The organism is Vibrio sp. MED222, assembly GCF_000153005.1.
Lineage (GTDB): Bacteria > Pseudomonadota > Gammaproteobacteria > Enterobacterales > Vibrionaceae > Vibrio > Vibrio tasmaniensis_A.
This window is the reverse complement of the sequence record NZ_CH902607.1, coordinates 945,365-968,920: the sequence shown is the minus strand read 5'-3', so window position 1 is coordinate 968,920 and position 23,556 is coordinate 945,365. Positions and strand designations below refer to the sequence as shown.

The 23,556-nt window shown below is 40.6% G+C and carries 13 protein-coding genes and 2 pseudogenes; 10 read left to right on the top strand and 5 right to left on the bottom strand.

Annotated features, from left to right (window positions below; genetic code table 11):
• Nucleotides 1-28 precede the first annotated feature (28 nt).
• Both MED222_RS10695 and MED222_RS21975 read right to left on the bottom strand, forming a co-directional pair.
• Nucleotides 29-1,402, bottom strand: a complete 1,374-nt coding sequence (locus MED222_RS10695) for a cytochrome P450 (RefSeq protein ID WP_009847115.1) — start codon at nt 1,400-1,402, stop codon at nt 29-31.
• A gap of 177 nt (nt 1,403-1,579) precedes the next feature.
• A pseudogene (locus MED222_RS21975) lies at nt 1,580-1,753 on the bottom strand (tyrosine-type recombinase/integrase); the annotation flags it as partial.
• 226 nt (nt 1,754-1,979) lie between these two features.
• On the opposite strand from MED222_RS21975, the gene MED222_RS10700 reads away from it, so the two are divergent.
• The 4 genes from MED222_RS10700 to MED222_RS10715 are packed head-to-tail and all read left to right on the top strand — an operon-like array spanning nt 1,980 to nt 6,966.
• Entirely contained in the window at nt 1,980-3,014 is a 1,035-nt protein-coding gene (locus MED222_RS10700; RefSeq protein WP_032555224.1) for a tyrosine-type recombinase/integrase, read from the top strand.
• A 3-nt stretch (nt 3,015-3,017) separates the two neighbouring features.
• Nucleotides 3,018-4,682 (top strand): hypothetical protein, encoded by a 1,665-nt coding sequence (locus MED222_RS10705; protein WP_009847113.1) that lies wholly within the window; start codon nt 3,018-3,020, stop codon nt 4,680-4,682.
• Entirely contained in the window at nt 4,682-6,625 is a 1,944-nt protein-coding gene (locus MED222_RS10710) for a tyrosine-type recombinase/integrase (RefSeq protein WP_009847112.1), read from the top strand. The genes MED222_RS10705 and MED222_RS10710 overlap by 1 nt, the downstream gene beginning before the upstream one ends.
• Nucleotides 6,622-6,966: a hypothetical protein gene (locus tag MED222_RS10715; protein ID WP_009847111.1), complete on the top strand. Its 345-nt coding sequence runs from the start codon at nt 6,622-6,624 to the stop codon at nt 6,964-6,966. The genes MED222_RS10710 and MED222_RS10715 overlap by 4 nt, the downstream gene beginning before the upstream one ends.
• Nucleotides 6,967-7,241: 275 nt before the next feature.
• Here MED222_RS10715 and MED222_RS10720 read toward each other — a convergent pair whose 3' ends face one another.
• On the bottom strand, nt 7,242-7,553 hold the full coding sequence (locus tag MED222_RS10720; RefSeq protein WP_009847110.1) for a helix-turn-helix domain-containing protein: 312 nt from the start codon (nt 7,551-7,553) through the stop codon (nt 7,242-7,244).
• 114 nt (nt 7,554-7,667) lie between these two features.
• On the opposite strand from MED222_RS10720, the gene MED222_RS10725 reads away from it, so the two are divergent.
• From MED222_RS10725 to MED222_RS10745, 5 genes are all read left to right on the top strand, one after another.
• Nucleotides 7,668-8,180 carry a hypothetical protein gene (locus tag MED222_RS10725; protein WP_269667542.1) on the top strand — a complete coding sequence of 171 codons (513 nt, stop codon included), beginning with the start codon at nt 7,668-7,670 and terminating at the stop codon, nt 8,178-8,180.
• On the top strand, nt 8,174-9,553 hold the full coding sequence (locus MED222_RS10730) for a DEAD/DEAH box helicase (RefSeq protein ID WP_009847108.1): 1,380 nt from the start codon (nt 8,174-8,176) through the stop codon (nt 9,551-9,553). Before MED222_RS10725 ends, MED222_RS10730 begins: the two co-directional genes overlap by 7 nt.
• A gap of 335 nt (nt 9,554-9,888) precedes the next feature.
• A complete protein-coding gene (locus tag MED222_RS10735; RefSeq protein ID WP_009847107.1) occupies nt 9,889-10,767 on the top strand; it encodes a bacteriophage abortive infection AbiH family protein in 879 nt (292 codons plus the stop codon).
• Between the two features lie 219 nt (nt 10,768-10,986).
• Complete coding sequence (locus MED222_RS10740; RefSeq protein ID WP_009847106.1) at nt 10,987-11,862, top strand: DUF5677 domain-containing protein; 876 nt, start codon at nt 10,987-10,989, stop codon at nt 11,860-11,862.
• An 86-nt stretch (nt 11,863-11,948) separates the two neighbouring features.
• Nucleotides 11,949-18,089 carry a hypothetical protein gene (locus MED222_RS10745; RefSeq protein WP_009847105.1) on the top strand — a complete coding sequence of 2,047 codons (6,141 nt, stop codon included), beginning with the start codon at nt 11,949-11,951 and terminating at the stop codon, nt 18,087-18,089.
• A 564-nt stretch (nt 18,090-18,653) separates the two neighbouring features.
• Here the strand turns inward: MED222_RS10745 and ppl are convergent.
• Both ppl and MED222_RS10755 read right to left on the bottom strand, forming a co-directional pair.
• Nucleotides 18,654-21,347, bottom strand: coding sequence for an anti-phage protein Ppl (gene ppl, locus MED222_RS10750; RefSeq protein ID WP_157044856.1), 2,694 nt, complete (start codon nt 21,345-21,347; stop codon nt 18,654-18,656).
• A gap of 501 nt (nt 21,348-21,848) precedes the next feature.
• A pseudogene (locus MED222_RS10755) lies at nt 21,849-22,655 on the bottom strand (integron integrase); the annotation flags it as partial.
• A 298-nt stretch (nt 22,656-22,953) separates the two neighbouring features.
• Here MED222_RS10755 and MED222_RS10760 point away from each other — a divergent pair.
• Nucleotides 22,954-23,556 (top strand): phage integrase N-terminal SAM-like domain-containing protein (locus tag MED222_RS10760; protein ID WP_009847102.1); only part of this gene is annotated, 603 nt, incomplete at its 3' end.

The window sequence follows — 23,556 nt, the reverse complement described above, 5'->3', positions numbered from 1 at the left end:
ATTGGCTCTCGATAGGTCTATTTGTAAGCTAGCTTCGCTTGGTTATTTTTACATTAAACCCAACGGGAGACATCGTGAACGCAAACTGTTCAACCACAGTTTCAGGGGCTTGTTGTGGCTCAATGCTGAATTCTTTAAACAATGTATGAAAGGCGAGTTTAATTTCCATCATGGCCAATGAGCGTCCAGGGCATAGCCTTGCTCCTCCACCAAACGGCTGAAGGTTAGAGAAGGAAGCGCCATCTTTTTCTACCCAACGATTCGGATTAAACGTTGTTGGATCTTCAAATAAATCAGGGTCAAAACCATTCGCGTGTAGCATTACAAAAACAGGCGTGCCTTTATTTACTTCGATGTCACCAATCTGAGTGTCTCGTGTGGGTTCCAAATAAAGTTGTGGTGCTACCGGCTTTAATCGCATGGCTTCATACATCACCGCTGTCATATAAGGTGTTCGAGGAAGCGGCCATTCTAAGACCTTTCTCTTCCCTAGGGCGTCAAGTTCATCTTGTAAGGCCAACTCACTACTGCGATTGCCGCTGACTAAGAATGCCATCCATGCCAGTGTATTCGCTGTGGTATCTTCACCTGCTAATAGAAGGGTAATAGCATTTGCAACAATATCTTGGTCAGTTAATGAGGAATCTTGTTCTTGTTCCAATAACATGATTTGCAGCATGTTCTCTGGTGAGTCTTTAAGGGCTGGTTCGTGAACCAGACGAGCGCGTTGTTTTTCAATACACCCATAAACGAAATGCCCAATGTCTTCCAAGCTGGCATCAAATTGCTTGTCTTTTTTCGTTTTGAAAAAACGCCATAATGGAATTGTAGACTTACAACGTTGGTTTATTACCGGAAAAACGTCTTGTAAGCTTCGACCTAACGGCGTAGTCGTTTGTTCTATCGAGTTAAAGTCTTCCCCGAACGCTAGCAGAGAAGTCACATCAACCGTGTATTTTTTAAATTCTGCTACGAGTTCGACCACTTCTCCTGATTCCGCTAGCATTTCAAAGTGTTTGCCTAGGCGCTCTGTAATCACGCTTAACTGAGGGTGAAAATGTTTAAGGTGGCTCGGTTGAAACATAGGTTCTGTTAATTTTCGTTGATGCTTCCAACGTTCCTCTTCAGCAGAGAATACGCCATTAAGACCGGCTTCATCAAAGACACTCTCGATATTCTTTAGGCGGCGAAACTCATTCGGTCTCGATTTCAACGCTGATTTGATTTGAGCGGCATCAGACAATACAAGTACATCTTTCATGCCTAGTTTTAAACGAAAATGAGCACCGTACTCTTTAATCCAACACAACATTTGCTGATGAACATTGGACTTTTTTAAATAGCTCACATGTCCTAAAACACCAGAAGTGGGTGGCATTGGTAGTTGCTCAATTCGCTTCATTTGCATTTCCTTATGTATATCATTGATGGCGCGTAACAATACGGAAGTTACGGCTAGAGCGATAAGTAAAAGTCACCATCTAATTTAGCAAGTTTCATGGTTTGTTAAGTAAAGGTATGTAAGTGAGTGGTTAGCCGCTAAGTTTACGAAACCTCGGAACCCGAGATTCCCCGACAATTACTTAACGAATATTTTTGACAGTGGACTAATTACGCCGTTGGCTCCTCTATCTATGATGTGGGTATATATTTGTGTTGTTTTTAGATCGGTATGTCCAAGCTGTTCTTGAACTGTTCTAATATCAGCACCACTTTGAAGAAGGTGCGTAGCAAATGAATGCCTTAAAGTGTGTAACATCATCATCATTTTGTTACATGCCAAATAGTGTACTACTATGCAATAGTGTCCATTAAAAGTTCTATGTACCGTGCAATTAATCGAAACCGATAACCATTTTGTTGTCTCTGGCCAATCCTACGAGAGTATTCCTGTATTAGTCGATAGGGAGTGCGAGATTGTGACTCCTGTTCTTCGGTTTATAGTGTACCTGGTTATACAAGATGGAAGAGTCGGGAGTATGCGCACAATTAAGAGTTATGCGGCCTCATTACTTGACTACTTTAGCTTTCTTGAAGCTAATAATATTGCATGGAATGAGTCCTACCGGAATGACACCGAACATTTTAGTTTAAGTCCAATTGCCCTCTATCGGAACTGGTCCGTTAAGCAAGTAGACGAGAACGGAAGAAGAACTATGTCAGATTCAACTATAAACTTAAGATTGTCAGTGCTGAAAAGGTTTTATGAATATTGTCACGATACAGCTCTTATTAAACATGAACCATGGGAAGTTCTATTTAAAGTTCGTCCAGAAAAAACACCTCGATTCTTTAAACATACCAGAGGCCAAAAGATTGTCAGTTCTAATGATTTAGTGCTAAAAACATTTAAAAAACAACCTAAATTAATTTCTCTTGAACAGTGTAAAAAACTAATCTCAGTAATCGATAATTTAACAATCAAACTTATTACTAAACTTATTTTGTCGTCTGGTCTTCGCAAGGATGAGGTTATTTCTTTTACATCTGAGCATATATTTAAACCTGACTTATCAAATCTTAATCGACGTGTTCCAATCAATTTGGAGCCTCAGGTAAATGGGCAACGAACCAAAGGTAGTAAACCAAGACGTATTTATATTTCAGTTGTTCTCATGAGCGAGCTGTGGGATTACCTGAACATCGGAGAGCGAGTGATCAGGGGGAAGATACACAAAACTAAACATGGGCATAATTCCGCATTTGTCTTCCTGAATAGGTTCGGTGATCCCTATAGTGAGAAGAGCCTTAATAATGCATATACCAGGCTTTATACAGGACCTTTCAAAAAAATAAACTTCAAAGTTTCTCCTCATATGCTGCGGCATACATACGCTACTATTGAACTCTACTCAGAGTCGCAAAGGGTCGGCACTACAAAGGCATTGGCATGGGTTCAAAAACGGTTGGGGCACTCTTCTATATCAACCACCAGTATTTATCTACACTGTATAGAAGCACTTCAGGATTTTGAATTGTCAAGGTATCAAGCCGAGTTGGATGCAATGGAGTAATGAATGGTACGAAGAAAGAACTACAAAATACGCGAAACTGAAGTACTTCTTCCTATAAAGGTTTATAGTTATAGAGACAGTTCATTGGTATTCGAAACAAACAAAGGGAAGGTAGATTTTAACAGATGGAATTACTTCGATAGACCTCCTTCAGACAGATGTGAAAATCATTTATGGGCTAACCGTGAACGGCTTGTTCTCGATCTTTACAATGCTTTAACTCAGCTCCGATTTGAAATGTCACCGAATACTATTGAAGCTCTTGCCTCTGAAACGTGCAAGCAGTTATTTCAGTACTTAGACTATAAAGCCAATCAAAAAACGTACATAATTAGTGTAGATAGTTTTAACCGTGACGTCATAGACGACCTTCTTATCTGGTTACGAAATAAGCCCGCTAGAACTGATACTGGTAAACTCTCCAAACCTTCTGCACGAAAACATTACAACGGTGTCAAAACTATCCTCTCATATTTTATTAGGCAAAACAGAATTAGTCCTGAAGCCTTTCCGTATGCTCCATTTATTAATGTTAATCGATCAAGTCAAGGTGCATCTGCTTATTCAAAATCTGAGATGAGTAAAATAATGCGCTACCTTTGGAAACAGCGAGATTTGATACGCCGGTGCGAGTTTAAAGGATCTCAAAGGCAGGAGCTCGCAGTCTATGCTCTTATAATTGCCGCTAAAACCGGAAGGAACACTTCGACAATCCTTAACCTGAAGTCAGATTGCATCAGTGAGCACCCTTTGGCACCTGATACACACGTCATTCTTACTGGGTTTAAAAAACGGGGAATGAATACCAGTGTTCAGGCAATGAGAGGTAGCATCAATATGATAGATACATTCTCAGCTAATAAAGATATTGGGTCATTGGTTTTGGAAGTGGTTAATCTCACGAAAGAAACGCAGCGAGAAGAGCAATCTGGTTCTTTGTTTGTATATACCAATGAGAAAAACCAATTAACATCGTTGTCAGAGAGTATGTTTTGGAAGTGTGTCCAAGCGCTTTATAAAAAAGCAAACCTTTCTAGTGATAATGGTCAACCGTTAAGGTTTCAGATAAAGCGTATGCGAAAAACCTTCGCAGAACGTGTGTGGCAACTTACAGGTGGAGATCCGGTAAAGACAGCAAAGACACTCGGTAACACAGCCCCAATTCTTGATAGGCACTATTTGGACGTGACTCCTCAAATGGTAAAGCAACATAAGTTATTCGGACATGTTTTAACTGAATCATTGTTGCATAAGGAGGGGGATTTAGAACTTAAATTAGCTCGAAAACTAGATGTGTCTGAAGATAAAGTTAAACAATTATTAATTGGTAACTTCAATACTAAAGTGGCCCGTTGTTCTGACCCTAAAAATGGTAAGTTTGCCAAAGGGGGCGTTGCTTGCTCTCGTTTCATGAAGTGTTTCATCTGCCCAAATCAGGTTGTTTTGGAATCAGACCTGTATCGTTTATTTTCGTTCTATTGGTTGGTGCTTGATGAGAATGAGTACATTGGCCGAAGAAAATGGAAAGCCCTATATAATAATATAATCCGAATTATAGATACTGATATCTGTAAACAATTCGATGAGTCGTTTGTCAACGCAGCAAAAGAAAGAGCTAGAAAGTCACCTCATCCAGCATGGTGCTCTCGAACTCTATTGGAGGTCTAATGTTCGTTAAAAATCCAGTTTATCAGTCTAAGGATAAAGCACATGAACTAAATTCGGAAATTTCCTATGATAGCTCTGGAGCAGTGCTCTCTCGATATAGAGATGATGTCTGGGATTTTACTCCTGATATCAAAAACAAAAATGTCAGTCGTTCTCGTGCAATAATTGACTTTAACGTCAAGTTATCAAATGGATCTAAACTAACAGACGTTGAAAATTCCAACTATCTAAGTGAACTAAAGGAATATTTATATACTCGGTACTTTGTTAATCATCCGAAATCAGGTAAGAGTTTGAAACCTCAAAGTCTCATCGGGAAATTCTATTCCTATCAAACTTTAATTAATTTTTTATTGAATTTATCTTTACCTTCCGTGGCAGAGTTTAGGCCTGTTCATACAAAACAATATATTGACTTTATAAAGGAGAGGAATCCCATAATAAAAAGTAATACTCTTCTACAATACTTGACAGTTTTAGAAGATACTTATCATTTTAGAAATAATCTTACCAACGGACTGAATCAACATCCGTGGCCGGATTCATCAGTGGTTTTCTTATCGGGAGATAGGCATAACAATGGCCTCTATTTTGAAAGGCAAACGCCTTGTATTCCTGATTATTTATGCTCTGAACTGCTGCAAAAATCGGTGAAGTTTATTGAGCTAAACAGCAGTAGACTTATAAAAGTAAACCAACTATTAGAAGAGCTATTAGACGAACCTTTTAATGAGGCTATAAGTAGGGGGGGGCAATGCAAAGAAATCACATCAGAAAGGAAAGATGTAATTGCATTATATGCGGCCCGGCGTGGCCGAAATTATATTAAAACAAGAAATAATGTTATTAAAGATTATGGTTTTGATTCAATTAAACAATTAACGGCAATGACTCATCAAGCTAGAACTTGTTGTTATGTGATCATAGCATTGCTAACTGGAATGCGAAACTCCGAGATTTCATCTTTAAAAAGTGGCTGCTTTAGTCCGTCATTAGGCTGGGACGATGAAGAGTATTTATGGCTACACGGCTATACTTTCAAATTAGAAGATGCACCTAAACCCGTCAAGTGGATGGCACCTGCCATTGTCTCTTTAGCCATTAACTATCTTGAGTCAATCGTGCCGATATTTAACAAAGCCATAGATCGTTGTATTCCTTACCTAACTGAAAAACAAAAATTAGAACAAAAGGAAATCAAAGGGCATTTGTTCATCTGCAAGGACCTTAAATCAAGTACCTACAACTGTGTTTCAAATTCCCACTGGAATCGAGAATTAACTGAGTTAGCAGATATGTTTGAGCTTAGTGTCAGGGAACCAGTTAAAGGTTTGTTGTTATTGCCGGGTGATATATATCCGCTCAAAAGCCACATGTTTCGAAGGACGTTCGCAGTGCTTGCGGCGCGGAGTGCTTTAGGCGATATTCGTTATCTCCGGGAGCATTTCAAGCATATTTCTATTGATATGAGCCTTCATTATGCGAATAACGATGACTATGACGATACTCTCTTCGATGAAATACAAAGTGAACGGAATTCGTTACAAAGAGCGCTTGTTCATGATTGGATAGCTACTGACCAACCTTTGGCAGGGGGACGAGGAGAAGCAATTGTTGCTTTTAAGCAACGAGGTGTGGTGAAAAGTGCCGATAACAATAAGCAATTACTGAATCAAATTAGCGATTCAGTGTATGTGCGTGGCACTGGTCATAGTTGGTGCCTAGCATCAGGCGATGGATGCGGTGGAGAGGGTCTTTATGATGCACTTTTATGTGCAGACTGTAAGAATGCGGTGATTGATCGTTCATTGCTTAAAGTGTGGGAGTCAATTGAGTTACAACACCAAGAGCTATTTACACTATTTGACAGCGGCGTTGGTACTATAGAGCATGCAAAAAGGTTGATTGATGTATCTCAACGCATTCGAGAAAAGCTTTCATGACAACAACTAATCAGAGACTACATACTATTGTTGAAGAACAAATTCAACTAACGCCTAGTTCTAAATTGGTAATTTCAAAAATCGCCAAAATAGCTGGCGTCAGCAATGCTACTATTCACAATCGACATCCCGATGTACTTGCAAAAATCTCGGCACACAATGCAAATTTCTTACGAGCTTCTACAAGAGCAAAGAATATTCAGCTTACTAAGCTCAAGCTTGAGAAGAAAGTTCTCTTGGAAAAGATAAGCGAACTGGAAATTCAAAATCGAAAACTTGTCTCTTTAAACGCTGTTTATGAATTACAACTATTCAAGTATAAAGCAGAAGAATCTAATTAACTCGAATGTGGTCTGCACCTGCAAGACGGGACGATGCACCAAGCGAATTTCTCATATCCAACGTTATCCGCATTCCCCAAAGTCAAGCGATTACTCTAAGTAACTTTTGTCCAAAAATGAGTCAATTTGGCGTTTGATAGTATTTGTGTGATTGATAGCATCGGTAATTCCACCTTTTCGATTTCAGCGAATAATAGGTAGTAATAAAAGATACCAAATAGCAACAATCTAGGAAGGCCTCAGACCAAATCTAAGTGTGGCCGCGCCCCTAGACTTCACGTTTTGCTTTTGAGCAATGACAAGATAAGTTCCTTTTTTTCCTTTTCCGTCATTTGAGCAACAAGGCACGCTATTTCCGCAGAGCTTTCATCTTCACAGAAAAAGAAACTTAAAGGCACGCCTAATTCATCAGCCAATAGCTTTAAGGTTCTGACATCTGGCGTATGTTTGCCCTTTTCATATTGATTCATTCTAGGGCTAGCTGAGCTTTCATCCATACCTATGCACACTCCCAACGATTTTTGCGAGAGTTTTGCTTTTTTACGAGCTTCTTTGAGCCGTACTGGAATTGGGTTTTCGAATGGCACTTGAGTTTCATATCTCTGATCTCATGATAACTAAGATTTTCTTAGTTTTACCTATTTCTGTATACTAAGCAATTCTTAGTATTTGAGTGGTGTAAGCGGTACATGAAGCGTTTTTTGAAAATCAGTGATGAAATGCACAAGCTATTGATTGAAATGGAGATGGATGGTTTTTTGGTTGTAGAACTAAGAGATGCATTGGTTTCTATTGATGATTCCTACGTTGATCTAGATGATGCTCGTCGTAAGATTTACCGACAAATCTTACGCTTTATGAAGAACAATTGGCTTAGAAGTGAAGGCTCAGGACAAAAGAAACGCTATTTTCAAACCGATCTATTCAAAGGTCTTCAGGCCGATACGATGTTAGAAAATAGTACCGTTTCCATTTCTGCTTCGTCTGATTACTCGGTATTAAGAGATGAGCGCAACCAGTACAAAGGTGAGTTAGAAATAGTCTTTGGGGAAATTAGTGAGTATCAATCGACCTGTAATCGCTTTCCTGAACTGGAGCCAAAGCTATCGCCACTTCTTGAGCAAGCGCGAGAAAATTCTGCGCAACTCTTAGGAAGAGTGAATGCACTAACGAACGTTCTTAAAACACTTTTTGAGAACAGTTCATCATGCTAAGGCAGTGGCAGGCAGAATGCGCAGAAAAGGCATTACAGAAATACAGTTCAAATCAACAGCACTTCTTCTGCCAAGCAACACCAGGGGCCGGAAAAACAGTACTGGCTGCGACGGTTGCTTCAAGATTGCTGCAAGAAGATATGGTCGATATTGTTCTGTGCTTCGCTCCGTCTTTAACGGTATCTAATGGAATTAAAAAAACCTTTTCACAGATTCTTAATTGTACCTTTAATGGTGGCTTAGGCTCTATTGGACAGTCTCTTACCTATCAGGCAATTCAATTTCTGAATGATGAATTTTGGCAGACATTGCGTAATCACCGAGTATTTGTGGTCTTTGATGAGATTCATCATTGCTCTGGTACTGAGATTGAAAATGCGAATGTTTGGGGACAACAAGTCCTAACTAAGATTCAAGGGCTAGCAACGTATACCCTTGCGCTTTCAGGGACACCATGGCGTTCGGACTCTTTACCGATTGTTTTGGGTGAGTACCGCGACCCTGATGGAAAGTTGCTAGTTGATTATCAATATACGCTCAAGCAAGCAATTGCTGACAAGGTTTGCAGGGCACCAAAGATTGTTTTGGTCGATAACGAACACCTGACAGTGGCCAATGACGAAAAGATAGAATCGTTTTCCTCGATATTGGAAATGATTAAGCAGACTAAGACCTCTTATCAAAGCGTCATTCATAATCAGGATGCAATGGAGTACCTGCTTGGGTTAGGTTGCAAGAAGCTTGCAGAAATCCGAACCCACACCCCAAATGCCGGAGGATTAGTGGTTGCGGCCTCAGTTCAGCATGCGCAAGTAATTAAAAAGGTCCTTTCTGAAAAGTTCGCTCAATCGGTCTCAATAGTGACCTACCGGCATGAAGAACCTTTAGCTGTGATTGAACGGTACAGACACAGTTATACTCAGTGGATTGTTAGCGTTGGAATGATTAGTGAAGGGACTGATATTCCGCGCCTTCAAGTGTGTTGCCATATGAGTTCAGTTAAAACCGAATTGTATTTTAGACAGGTACTTGGACGAATCCTTCGAGTGAATTCCACTGACGAGCAGCAGGCATGGTTATTCACTTTTGCCGAGCAAAGTTTAATAGAGTATGCCGAGAGGATTGAAGATGACATCCCTAAGTCGTGCATTTATGTAAAGTGGGACAACTTTGCTGAAATCGAATCAGACAATAAACGTAACCTTTTGGGCAAAAAGGGGTTAATCGAAGAGCGAGAAACCGTAGATTCAAAGTTGGCATGGAGAAGAAAGACGAGCAGCATTCAAAATATTGATGGAGCACTCGGTGCATTTGAAGAACTAAGGCTTGGGGCGTTTAGGCAGCGGGTGATATCGGCGTTTTTAGTTTCGTGAGGCCCAAACACGCTAATGCCCCATTATGAGTTAACGTAATTACTCAGCGGCTACGGAAGCAGTAGATTTGTCTTATTTTCTTTATATCAGACTTTAAGTCGTTATGCTTGAAAACCCTAAGCTGAGCAGTTTCTAACCCTACCAGTTAGGCAGATAGACTTGCTTCTTGGGGCTGGAATTTTATCAGGAGCATTGAGAACCTTGGAAAGTTAGATTAAGGCAAACTAACTTTTCCCACACTACTGGAGTTTTGTAGGTTAATCATATGAATATACGGGCATTGCTTGCTATAATATGCAACTTATAACTTTGAAGGTCCATTTATAGGGGGTAGTGTGACAACTTTAGTCATAATCGGAAATGGGTTTGATATTCAAAATAGGTTACCTACGAGCTATTGGCATTTCCACCAACGTTATCATAGTCGATTAGATGAGCATTTTGCGTTTTTTCCTGAGTTCTTTGACGATCAAGACTGGTCTCTCTTTGAAGATAACTTAGGCACCTTCAATGATGATGAATTTAACGAACAAGCTGCATGGCAACCTAGTATGGAAGACATGGCTGAGTCATCAAGTCATTTGTTTGGCTACGAAGATGAGATAGCTCAAAAAGTCGATGAATTGGTGGATGATGTAACAACTTCATTTATCACTTGGGTGAGAGCAGTCGACGTAACCTCAGCCTCCCAACTCTTTAGCTTCCCAGATGGAGCTAAGTTCATCAACTTCAACTATACATCTACTCTTCAGGATGTATATACAATTCCGGATGAAGATGTTCTGCATATTCATGGTAAAGCCAGGCGGAACGTCATTTTCGGACATGGAATAGGGAATGGCAATCAATCTACCACTATGCCATTGAACGAGAATGCACCTTGGTTTGATGAATCACAAAGAACATTGGCTTCAGTAACAGATAAGTTTCACAAGCCAGTTCCTGAGATACTTGAACTAAATCGTGCTCAGCTAGAGGGCTATGGATATATCGAAAAAATTATTGTGATAGGGCACTCGGTTAATGATATCGATCTTCCATACTTCAGGTGTATCTTGAACGCCTATCCTGATGCCAATTGGGAGAACTGGAATCATGGTGATGGTATATCGGAGACCCATGATAAATTGATAGCTCTAGGGGTTCCTCCACATCAGTTGAGTTCATCATCTTCTAGTGACCTTGGAACTATTTATCCGAATCTGCCGACTTAGGGCTCCAACTCTAACGCGAATTTGTCCGTGGGCTTCATCGACCTGAAGTTTTACTTGTGGCACTTTTCTCAAAAAGTGCCAGCTAGTTCCGATCTGCCCCATTCCTTCTTACCCTATTGTTGACTCTCATTTAGCAAACCTGTCATTTGACCAACTTTTACTAGTGCATCTATGTAATTATTGCATTGAGAGAACATAACCAAACAGGATCAACTTAGCTTGGACGAAATAGAAAAAATCATCAGTCGATACGACGAAGTGTATGTTGGAGAAAGTTTTAGAACGTTAGAAGACATAAATAGATTTACGGGTACTTTCGTAAAGGATGTGGCCGAGATTTATGATTGCATTACAAGGGTTCGAAACATTGAACGTAATCCTACGGGCTTCAACTTAGAAGATGCTCCTATTTTGGGATTACTAACTAGGATCTGGAAGCTACTCAAGGAAGTTGTATTCTACTACGAACAGGATAATGCAGAAATTATAAGTATTTTAGAAAGGCCGTTAATCGAAGCAGCAGTAACTGCCGAATACTTGTTATTAAGTGAACCGGAAGTAATTGAGGACTACAGAAAGTGCTCTTACAAAGACAGGTTGAGAATACTTCGTGAGTTAAAAGAAGGCTCTCGATTTTTTGAGACCAAGGCGGGAAAACGCCTTCTTAAGTCAGTTCAAGAAAAAATGGACTTGGAAGGTTTCACGGAAGAGGACTTCAAGGTACAGAAGACAAATCGATGGAAGCTTCAAGGTAAGAGTTTTTTCGACATATTTAAGGAAATTTCATACGAGGATCTTTATAAATACACTTACGGGATGATGTCTGAGTCTATTCACGGTTCTTGGAACGAGTCTATGGACTGGTGTCTTCAAAAGAATGAGGACGAAACATTCTCTGTATACCCTTTTTATCATCCTGCCGACATAAGATATATCTGTCCCACACTCAAGTTTTGCAATGAGTCATACAGGCTATGGTTGAAACGGATCGATTGTGAAGACGAGAATATGACTAATATTCTCGACTGGATTGAAAGAGTTAACAATAGAATATTCATGATATTTGACCAGAAGTATGACGGCTCAAATTGCTAGCTTCTAAGCTAAAGAGTTCTACCCCTCAGGCTGCTTAAGGCGTTTCTCTCAATGTGTAACACTGTTTTTAAGGAATCATTTTTATCGTGTCTAGTATTAATTCAGGTGATGGTGAACGTACTGCAATGCTGGGGTATGTTCCGCAGTATGAAATAGCAGCAGGCTTAATATATGAAGCTTTGCTTGATGGAAGTCTTGAATGGTTTAGAGTCGCCGATCCTGATGCTGGAAGCTTGGATGACATACTGATTGCGACTACTGGTAAGCTTGATGCGTATCAGGTGAAGTGGGCGGAATACACTGGAACAATTAGCTATGCAGATTTTGTAAGGGATAGTTCGACAAAGCTTGGAGATGAGAAGCTGAGCCTTTTCAGGCAACTTTCAGAGGGGTGGAAGCACTTAAGTACAAATAATAAAGATAGAATTGTAAAAGTTAATTTGCTTCATAAATCAGTACCTAGTTCAAGCTCTAACGCTCAAATCCCTTTAGGCGACACGGTTCCTCAACATGCTCACTTTCAATCTTTCTTAAAAGAATGTTGGTTAGATAGACGATGGTGTGAAACTGGCTTAGACACTGTATCTGTGTGCTGGCATAAGGCACTGTTGGATCTACAGGAACGGTCAAAACTTAGTGATGACCAATTTTTGAATTTCATTCGCAACTGTGAGCTTGAATTCAACTATAAGCGACCAGCAGATATCCCTATTACTAATCAGGGACAAGTAAGAAAGCAAGAAGATATTGAAAAGATATATAACCTTTTGACGAAAATGGCGGGAGGTGAACGTCGAATTATTGAGCTCTCCAAAGATGATATGTTAGATAGGTTGGCTTGGAGTCATAGGTTTAAGCATAAGTTTATTCATGAATTTCCTATCGATCGAACTTATCAAGAAATTGAAGAAACTGTTGGTTCTATATCTGATGTTTTATTACAAACCACACAGGGCTATATCGCATTGCTTGGAGGCCCTGGCTCAGGAAAGTCAACAACGCTTACTCATACTTTAAAGTATAAAGCAGGATATAAACTAGTTAGATATTACGCATATGTGCCCGATAGCACCTACCAAGGGCGTGGTGAAGCGACTACTTTTCTTCATGACATCACTTTATCGCTAAGAAATCACGGCTTTCGTGGTGAAAGCTCTGGGCAGCCAGGCTCAAGAGAAGAGTACCTATCATTGTTAGGAGAGCAGCTTCAACAAGCCCATGATAAATGGAAAAATGATGGCGTAACCACCATCGTCATGGTTGATGGGTTAGATCATATTCAGCGAGAGCAAAACCCATTACAGAGTTTGTTGTCAGATTTGCCTCCCCCGAACACCGTACCTGATGGAGTGATATTTGTTCTAGGTAGTCAAACGCTAGAGCTGAACGATCTCTCTGATACGATAAAGGAGCATGTTAGCCATGAAAGTCGAACCATTGCTATATCTCCTCTTACTCGGACAAATGTCTATGCAGCCATAAACGAATGGCCAGGCTGTTCCGAACTAACAGGTGATAATAAGAAGAAAATTTTTGAAAAGTCATTGGGGCACCCACTATCTTTGGTTTATTTACTGCAGTTTATTACTGGCGGGTCGGGTAAGAGTTATGATGAAGCTATTGATAATTTCCCTCTTTACCAAGGGCATATTGAGCAAAGCTATTCAGTTTATTGGCGACAAATAGAGAGTAATCAGAAGCTTGTTGACTTGCTTGCGTTATTGTCAAGATTGAGAGTGCCAATAAATACTCACGTACTTGAGAAATGGTCTGATCATTCAACTATTCGCGCTTTTATTTCAAGTGCAGCCCACTATTTTAAGAAGGATAGTGATGTAAATTGGCGCTTTTTTCATAACAGTTTTCGACAGTTTATTTTAGATAAAACGAGCCGAAACCTATTTGGTAATTTAGATGATTCAAAGAATATCGAATATCACAAGGTATTAGCTAAACACTGTATTCAATCGTCTGAGGATAATGACCCAATGCGATGGGAGGCGGTTTACCATCTTTTTAATGCTCGGCAGATGGAAGCTGTAATTGATATAGGGACTCAAGGTTACTTTAGAGACCAGTTCTTTAATCTTCGGAATACTTCGAGTTTAACAGATGATATTGACGCTGTTCTATTGTCAGCTAAGGAGCTAAATGATCCGCTTGCCGTAGTAAGATGTCTCTTCATTGAAAGTGAGCTTAGAGAGCGAAGAGACGCCCTTAATGAGGTTGATGTACTTGAACTCTTATTTTCATCGGAGGGGGTAAGTTCAGCGCTTAGCTACATATTCGATGGTGAGCTGCTAAGGGCAAGTGATTCAGAAGCACTCAAATTTTCTAAAGTTTTAGCTGAGAACAAATTCTTTAATGAAGCTAAAAGGGTCTTTGAATCTGCTGAGCCGCTAAGTTACTTGTCAGGTGGAGACGCTATTGATCCGCATCATGTTGGAGCTGAAGATTTGAAACGATGGGCTGATGTGGCTCATTATTTCATGCCGCTAGGCGACCTTGTCTCAACTATACACCAAACGAAGTGTGAAGTTGATGGTGTGGGATCATGGAGTGAAAATGATGAAGACCTACATGCTCGCTTAATGAGACGGTTGGTCAATGGAATCTATGAAACAAAAGACGAAGAAAAAATAACTGAGCTTTTCTATTTCTTGTCAGAAAAAAAGAAGCACTTTGATCGTCTTATAGATTTATGTGTCTCCATATGCATTAGCCAATATCCATTGGCTTTGATAGACACCGCATTCGAGGCTGTAATTGATTGGTCTGAAAATAATGACTTGGATTTTTCAGAAAAGTTGTTGGTTGCTGAACTGGATTACAGATCTAATGGAAGTGTAGAAAAAGCTAAAGAATGGTTTGAATATTCTGAACAGCCAAAACTTTATAAATATGGTGTTCATGGCCAATGGAAGAACCTAAGTCTATTCGCAGATAGAATTCGTCTTAACAGACTACGAGCTGCCCTGGGACAAGATGTTGATCCTGTTAAGGTGGTTCCAAGTGAAAGCGAAAAAAAGTATACAGGAAACGTCTTATTTGAACGTGCTTTAGTCAGGTTTTCAAGCATTTGGGGACGGGGTTGGGCTGGAGAGAAGCTGCTACCAAGTTTTATTGTTCAGGAGATAAAGCCATCATTTGAATTGTTACGAAAGCCTTATGATCAAACAAGGGATTGGATTGGGTGGTATGAGTTCGAATCAGCCGCTGTTGATTACTTTAACTTCGCAATAAGCGCTGCTGCTCAACATGGACATGATTGTATTTTAGCTTTAGCCGATGCGTTTAGAAAAGATTGGGACAAACGGTATTGGCCGACTGGCTGGCGCAGAGAAATTGCCTTCACTTTGTATAAGGAAGGATATGGCAGGGATGGTTTAGTTGACGTACTGGATCAAATCGAAAAAGAGATCCTCAATTTTGACGACATTCACTCCAAAATATCTGAGTACTATGAACTTTCTATAATGTGGTCAAAGATAGGTAAACCAGATCGAGCTTCTAGCCTGTTACCAAAAATCTTCAAGTGTTCTTTTGGAATTTATCATAGGAAAGACAGGCAATTTTCCCATTGGGTATCGTGGTTAGGTAAGTTGATCAGTCAATATCCCGACTTAGCCTACGGTGAAATATGTCGATTTTCTTTGGCGTTAGTAGATTTGGAACAGTCGGGAAATGGTCGTGGTACGCAGGAAGCAGGACTTGATCTCATCACTATGACCACACGTTGGAATCCGGGATATGGTTTAAAGCTCCTGAGGTGGTTATTCGATCATAAAGGGCTTGATTATGCTCCGGGTCTAACAGGGTTGCTGTCTGGAATGCTTGATGGCTCTAGTCCACCATTGAAAGAAATATCTGTGATGGCGAGAAAGCTGCTGATCCCGTTCGAAGAGTACAACCCTTCTGATCTGCCTAAAAAATTAGTGTCTCGGTGCTGTCAATCTTCTGATGATGGTATGACGTATGAGATAGAAGAGCTTATTGCATCTATCAATACACATTTATTACCTTCAAATCGTTACTCGTGGTTAGAAGGGGTAGCGCTTGGCGTTAGGGATGCGGGGTTAGACAATAGTTTTTATGCATCAATGGCGATTTCTACACCCCAAGAAAAGCATGTTACCCATGAGCCTTCTCTGACAATAAATACCGGGGAAAAACTTACATATGAAGAGGCTCAGTTGAAAGTAAATTCTTCTGAAAGCCTTTTTCAACTTCTTCGATCTGTGGAATCCGTTGATTATTTCCACTGGATGAACTTAATTCAACCTTTTTTAAAAGGTATGAGTGTCCCTCAATTAGAGGAACTCTATAAGCTATTAAAGCCAGTTAAGCCTGATAATAATGTTGTTTCTTGTATTGCTTGCGCATTGTCTTCACATGGTGAAGTGGATAAAGCGAACAGTTTATTAGAAGGTTTATTCGAGAACTCGGATGCTAAAGGTTGGGACTTGCATTGGGATGGGGGAACTAGGCTGTCGATATTTAGAGCTCTTGTTGAAATTGATGCTAAACAGTGGCGACCTAAAGCGCTCGCTTGTTTAGTTGATGATTATATTGGTGAATATAGGTATCCAAGCAGTTTAATTTGGAACTTACAAGAAATTGTCGATATCCTCTTTGAGGATAAAGATGTCTTGCCCATTTGGAAAGAAATCAAAGAACATGCATACCAGCTAGATGCCTTTGAACACAGTGCTGAGAAGCCAATGGCACTGTTAGATGACATTGGTGAGAAGAACGGTGCTAGTTTACTCATTGAGTTTGCTTTCGATATGCTTGATGTTGCTATTCCTGAATTAGGGGTTATGGCTCATCAGGCAATCGTTGATTTGGCTGAAATTAAAACAAATTGGCCAGAGATTCTTAGGCAAGTAGCTAATAGAATAGACAAAATTGGATTGACGCAGGTAAAAGTAGTGTCTTTGTTAAGTAGCTTGGCAAAGAATTTCAAAGGGTTTGTTCTTCAATTTGAGCGAGAAATATCTTCGCTCTGTGCGTCGGAAGACTTTAGTGTGAGGATGATTGCCTTGGATTTGTCTAATAGGCTAGAAATCGAAGGTAGGCTACCTCCACATGAACGATCAAAGTTACCTTTGATATACGAATTGGACTTACCAGAAATAAGTAATAAAAAGGAAGCCATTCCTTTTTCAGCTATCCGTCCTGGGGAAACGCTTCCTGATGTTGATGACCCGATAGAGTTGCTTAGGCCTTTGATAACTGAAGCAAAGCTTGTGGCTGATATGTCAAACGTACCGTTTGAGAATTTAGCCTACAGAGTTTGTGAGTTTATGAAAACTTTGATTCCAGAGAATGAATGGAATAAGCAGGCTGAGGAAGTTTATAGAAACTGGTTGGAAGGCGTTGGACTCAAGCTGACCTATCACAGGCTGAGACCAAAAGTGGCAAAGCTAGCACTCTCTTATGTGGTATGCGAGTTATTGGATGCAGGGCGAATACCTCTTCAAGGAATTGGTCTTCTGCGAAATTTTTTCAAACGTAGTGATGAATTGTTGTTGGAGCTAGAGCCCGCTATTAGGCCTGAGCGTATTGTTGTACCGAAAGCAAAAGATATATCTCATAATCACGATGAATGGTTGGGAGATATTGAACAAGGTATTACACAATTTGTTGATCGTATAGACACTGAAAAACAGATTATTGGTGAACTTACAACCTGGAGCTGGTTAGATTGGGATATACCGTCGGAGGTTCGTATGTCTACAGTCTGTCATCCTGAATGGAATTACGATGCAGAAGTTTCCTCACCTTCTGCTTTATTCCCAAGTATGATGTATTGGTCTGCAAGCGATTACCCAAAAATAACTCTTACTGATGAACCATCGTTGGTGATTTATGGCACAGGTGCTTACATTGATCATGGTGGTCTTGAATGGTTAGCGTTAAATCCATCTATTGGTTTTTATCTAGGTTGGTCTATTTCTGATGAAGGGTTGTTTCGCTGGATTAATGAGAAAGGTGATGTAATGGTTGAAAGCATCTATTGGAAAGACGGTCCTGTTTCTAGACAACCACCTAAAATGGATGATATTTGTTCAAATGGATGGCTTGTCATCGCCTCACATTCGGCAACTGAAAAAATTCGGGAAGTTATTGGCGAAGCGACAAAAGTAAATGCAGTTATACGTAGTTATGGTAGAGGTACATATGATCCTATAATTAACTCCATCCAACAGAGAGTTAATTGGTAGTTACATTGGTACCTTTATGCATTGTTGCATATATATACTAGGGTAGCGATTATCCCTAGCTAAATTATATAGACATAAGTGATTTTGTTATATAAAACGATGAAATCTTTATTTTTAGTATACTTTTCCTAATCTGATCGAAACGTTTTAGAGCAATACAGCTAACTTGCTTTTGTCCAGCGATGTTTCGACATCGGGCGATGCAGGACAAAGATCACTTAGCATTAGTGTACCTGGGGCCCTTAACTCAAAGCTGCCTCACAGTGAGTTAGATTAAATATTCTACAGAATTTATGCGTGTACATTTTTTGTACCTAACTAATCCGGCTCAATAATCACAGCTAATCACCTTTGAAGCACGAATAAGTAGGAAGTTGTATATTGCCAGAATTATAAAATAACTTTAGGCAATTTATGAAGTTCACACCCTAAAACAATACGTTACAGGATTTGATTTAGACGTGATTAGATTCACTCCTCCACTTCATCCTACATGTATTGGCTACTAGATTTAAACGATTGGAATTAAAAAGCTCACAAAGTGAGCTTTTCCGTTGGCTTTAGCTAGCCTATGATGCGTTTAAATCGAGTTCTAAAGGCTTTTTCACCACCTTCCATTTGGAAACATATAAACGACTTAACCGCCTCTTCTTGCAACCCTCCAGAAATGTAAGGCTCTAACCTTTGAGCTTGCTGTTGCATCCCTACCACTAGCTCCGCGTCGCCGTTCACCACAATAGGTGCAGAGTGAGTGACGACAACCAATTGTCTGCGTTTCTTATTATTTGAAATCGCAGGGATCACAGAGCTCGCAAGCATAGCGCAATCTAGGTCATCTTCAGGCTGATCGAGGATAAGCGGATCCTCGCCATATGACATTAAAAAGGACAACATCGAGGCAGACTTTTGGCCAGGTGAAGCCCTTTCTAATTGACGAAATTGTTTCATTGAGTCTTGGAACTCAATCTGAAGCCCATCGTCAGGAAACCAACAATGTAATTCATCCAACCTTTCATCCTGCAGCTGCCCCAGCCGAGCTCTTAGTGAGCCATGGATTGAGGCATATTCATCACTCTGTTCCTTTTTGACACATGCAATATGGAAACGCTTTAGTTTTTCCAACTCAGCGTATCGCTTCTCCGCGCTTTGAGGATTGAATTTGTTCAAGTTTTCCATCGCGAACAATAAGCTATTCGGAGTGCCTCCATCAAAAATGTGGCTTTCGAATCTTTCAATTCCTGAGGCTGCCTGATAACCCTTAACTAACCGTTCACTCGAACATGCCAGAGGAAGCACTTTGATTCTTAGTTCCGTTAGACCAAGCTCCTCAATGAACTGGTTACGGACTTTGGTTAGATTCTCCCTGTGCGTGACGAGTTTCCCGTACAACTCAGCTTTTTTTTCTTGAAGCAACGCAAGGGCATCTTTCAACCCTTGCTCGTTACTTAGAGTAAGCTGCAATTCCGCTTGCGAGTCCATAAGAGCACTCAGCTCTTCGGGATCAATTTTCGCGTCTTCTAATTCCGAAACCTTAGAGCTTAAATCAGCAGAATTAGCCTCAATTCGCCCCTTGAGCGTCTGATAATAGGCTTGCTCAGTGGACTTAACCAACTTAGCCTTCGCCCCCTCGATTAATGCGAGTACTGCGGCATTCAGGGTGTCATGAATCTCATTAACCTCGAGCTGCCACTTACCTAAGTCGGACTCTGGATCGTCAATATCTCCTGCAGTGCTCTCGGTACAAATGCCCTCAAGCCCCTCGATTAAATCATCGACTTTCTGCTTGCTGTCTCCCGCCTTACCTAACTCTTCTTTATCGCTTGTAAGCAGCTGTTGGAGCGACTCTAATCCCGCCTCTTTTAACGTTTGAAGCTTACGATCAACATCTTGTAAATTACCTTTAGTGGTGATGAGGTTGCTGATAGTTCGCAGGGCTTCACGCTCTTCAAAACAGAGCTGTTTATACTTCGTTTCAAGGTCCAGTTTTTCTTGTTCCCACGTGGCATAATTTACCGTATCACTCTCATCGATCACGCTCAGAAATGAATTCGGCTTAGTCGCCATTTCATACAGCATTTTTTGCGAGTAAATCGAAACTGGAAAGCGTGATGTATTGAAGGTGTCTTCCTCCTCCCATTGCTCACTTTCCTTTTTGAAGTGCTGAAAGGATGTCTTTGTCGGTGACCAAGCTAGCCTGTATTGATCTTGACCCTTATGGTATTCAAGCTCGACGAATGAGTCAGGTGTCATCGCACCGTTCTGACTCACCTCTTTGAATGCATTAATATTGCTTTGCTGTATCTGAGGAAGGTGTTCATCACGACGGAGACTTAACCGCATCGCCTCTATTAACGTTGACTTACCCGAACCACGACTACCCACAATGGAGGTATACCAAGGGCTTAGTTCGATATTGATGGGGCTACCACTGATGTTTTGGCACATCTTGGTTTTTAAGGTTAGTTTAGTGATTCGTTTCGATGGGATCGCTGGTGGCTGTTTAGGTCCACGCTTTATGCAATGCTTTGGATCAGACAGTGCTACCTTTAACCCTTCAAAGGAAGGTTCTATCATCTTAACCCAGGTGTAGCCCTGTCCCATTTCATCAATAGAATGCGCGTCAGACCCTTTTAACCAAGCAAGATCCTCGATGAGCATCTTCTGATAGTTTTCAAGATCATCCATATCGCCGATTAGCTCTATTGCATCTGGTTTTACATCAAAAACAGCACTTACTGAGCCTTGATTAGAATTCTGGAATACGCCTTTATCCTTGTCTACATGTGCAAGAATGGCCAAAGTTGGAGAAGGAAATGCATGGATAGCCTCAACAATCCCGCGCGTACCTCGTGCCAGCTCTACTGAATGATTCTTGGCTTGAACGGGAGGAAGCCCGCAACTGCCCACCAGCTCACTAATGGTTGAGGACGTAGCGTCATCATGCAAGATAGCAAGAACATGCACGTTCCCTGCAGCTGTAAGCTCCACTGCAGGCATAACAACAATGTCCCGATACCCGTTACTCACACCTGATTCGTGCTCAACTTTAAGTGCTTCCAGTTCAGCTCGCATCGCATCTAGGCCATCACCCGTATTGTGGTCACTCAATACGACACAATCCACCTCATTGGACATTTGACCAAGGAGCCATTCACGGCTAGTACAGGTAAGCGACTTCTCAGACCTAGGAAAGTCATCTGACGCAGGAGAATGACAATGGAAATCAACCTTAAACCATTTACTACCAACAATTTGCAACTCGTGCTCCCAATGCAATAAGCAACTCTATTATTATGTGTGCCGTATGATATGCGAGGTTAATTTTGCTTTCAATGTGCTAGAACAAACTTATGCCTGCATATTATTGGATATGTCGTAGTTATATAGCGAACATGTGAATTGTTACTCTATCTATTCCAAATCAGGTCACTCAGTTTAGCGCCTTTCCATGATTGTGCTGTTTCTAATAATTACGTTGTCGAAGCTCACTTTTGTCCATACACCCGCTAGTTAGTCACATAATTAATGTATTTTAAATATTAGAAATGAGCTAATCACGTGGCCAAATTCACCGTACCACTACAGAATCGCTTATTAATACTAGCGCGAGAGAATATTTTGTTCGTCTTTGGTTATTTTCACTTGATACAATGGGAGGTAGTTTATGGGCTGACATGGCATTTGAGTTTTTTATTGTCCCAAATCATTATCTTACTTACTATTAGTTGCTGCGACGTAACAATCTATATGGTTACCTTTACTATGGCAGGAGATGTTTTTCTCAATGTCGGCTTTTTGGCTAGCGACCTTAATGTGTTTTTGTAGCGCTGTTGGATGAATATGATGCCTGCGTAATTCACCTGTTCGTAAATCGGGTGCCAGACGAGCAGAAGGAAAAAGAAATTGCCAATTTAAGCTTCTTTCTGCACTCGGGTATTTTTTAGCTAGAGAGTCGGGCAGGTATACGCCAGAAAAAGCTTTATCATGTATATCTTGCTGATAGTATTCTGCGGATTTCTGTTGTTGTAACTTGATTGAGGGGAAAAGCTCGGGGGCTATTGTCACTATACGGTTCTTTCCTCCTTTTCCTTGCCACACTCGCACTGATTTGTAGTCATAGTCGATGTCTTGCATTCGTAAGCGTAGACACTCCATCAACCGTAGGCCTGACCCATACATTAATTGGTAAGGTAATTTGAAGTTAGGTGAGCAGTGGTTAAAGAACCTGCCAATTTCTTCTGGAGTCATAACCGTTGGCAACTTTCGGGATTTGTCTGAACGGCGAAACTGCATATCAAGTTCAATGGGTTCCTGAACGATTTCTTTGTATAGAAAGACTATCGCATTGAGGGCTAGGCTCTGCGTTTTCTGTGCTGACTTCCTATCAACAACTAAGTGCGTCAGGAAGTCTTCTACATGCCTTGAAGTCAAACTTCTGGGATGCTTTTTATCATGATAAAGAATGTACTGGTGAATCCAATAAATGTACGCCTGTGTAGTACGAAGAGCATAGTGTCTCCCCAACATATACTCTTGTATATAGGCTAGAAATGGTGATTTTTTCATTTTAATTTTAACTGGTTATATATACATGAATTGCAGTTTGGCACATCAATTCATGCTATATAGAAAAAGTCTGTGTTTTGGGATGCAGGCAGATGCTCGTAGTGCTTAAGTTGCTGTTAGTTTTCATAAAAACGGGGTATGGTTAACTTCATCAAGATACTAGATAGAAAAATTCTATATTTAAATGCAGAATTTTTCTGTCTAAGAGCTGTTGAACTAAGCCGCTTCGCGGAGGGCTTTCCTCTCACTTACCTGATAGACCAAACTTATGATGTATCCATAGATTAAGGAATACATCATGACCTTATTAAGACAACAACTTATCGATGAAATGGCGGTTCGCCGTTTTTCTCCGAAAACCCATGCAAGCTATTTACGTTGGGTTAAAGAGCTATCTACTACTTACGATCTGTCTCCCGATTTACTCACTGATCAACAGATTAGTGCGTATTTACGTACGCTCACCACAGAGCGGAGCTTAAGTAGTAGTACTTGTGCTCAAGCTTTGAATGCCATCTTGTTCTTTTATCGTGCCGTTTTGAATAGAGAATTTGAAGAGCGACTGGTTCCCCCGATTAAACGCGCCAGTAAAATACCGGAGCTGCTTAATCGCGAGGAAGTAAGAAGTATCATTAGTCATTGTCGAAGTCTTAAATATCAGACCGCACTTGAAATGTGTTATGGATGTGGCCTACGTGTCAGTGAGGTCGTAGGCTTGTACGTGAAAGACATTGATGGTGCGGCGAAACGACTGCACATTCATTGTGGTAAAGGTAAAAAAGATCGCTTTGTTCCACTGGGTGATAGCCAACTGAATCATCTTCGAAATTACTGGTGTCATTATCATCCCACCGTAGTGCTGTTTCCCAGCCTAGAGCCCGAAAAGCCATTGGGTATTAGC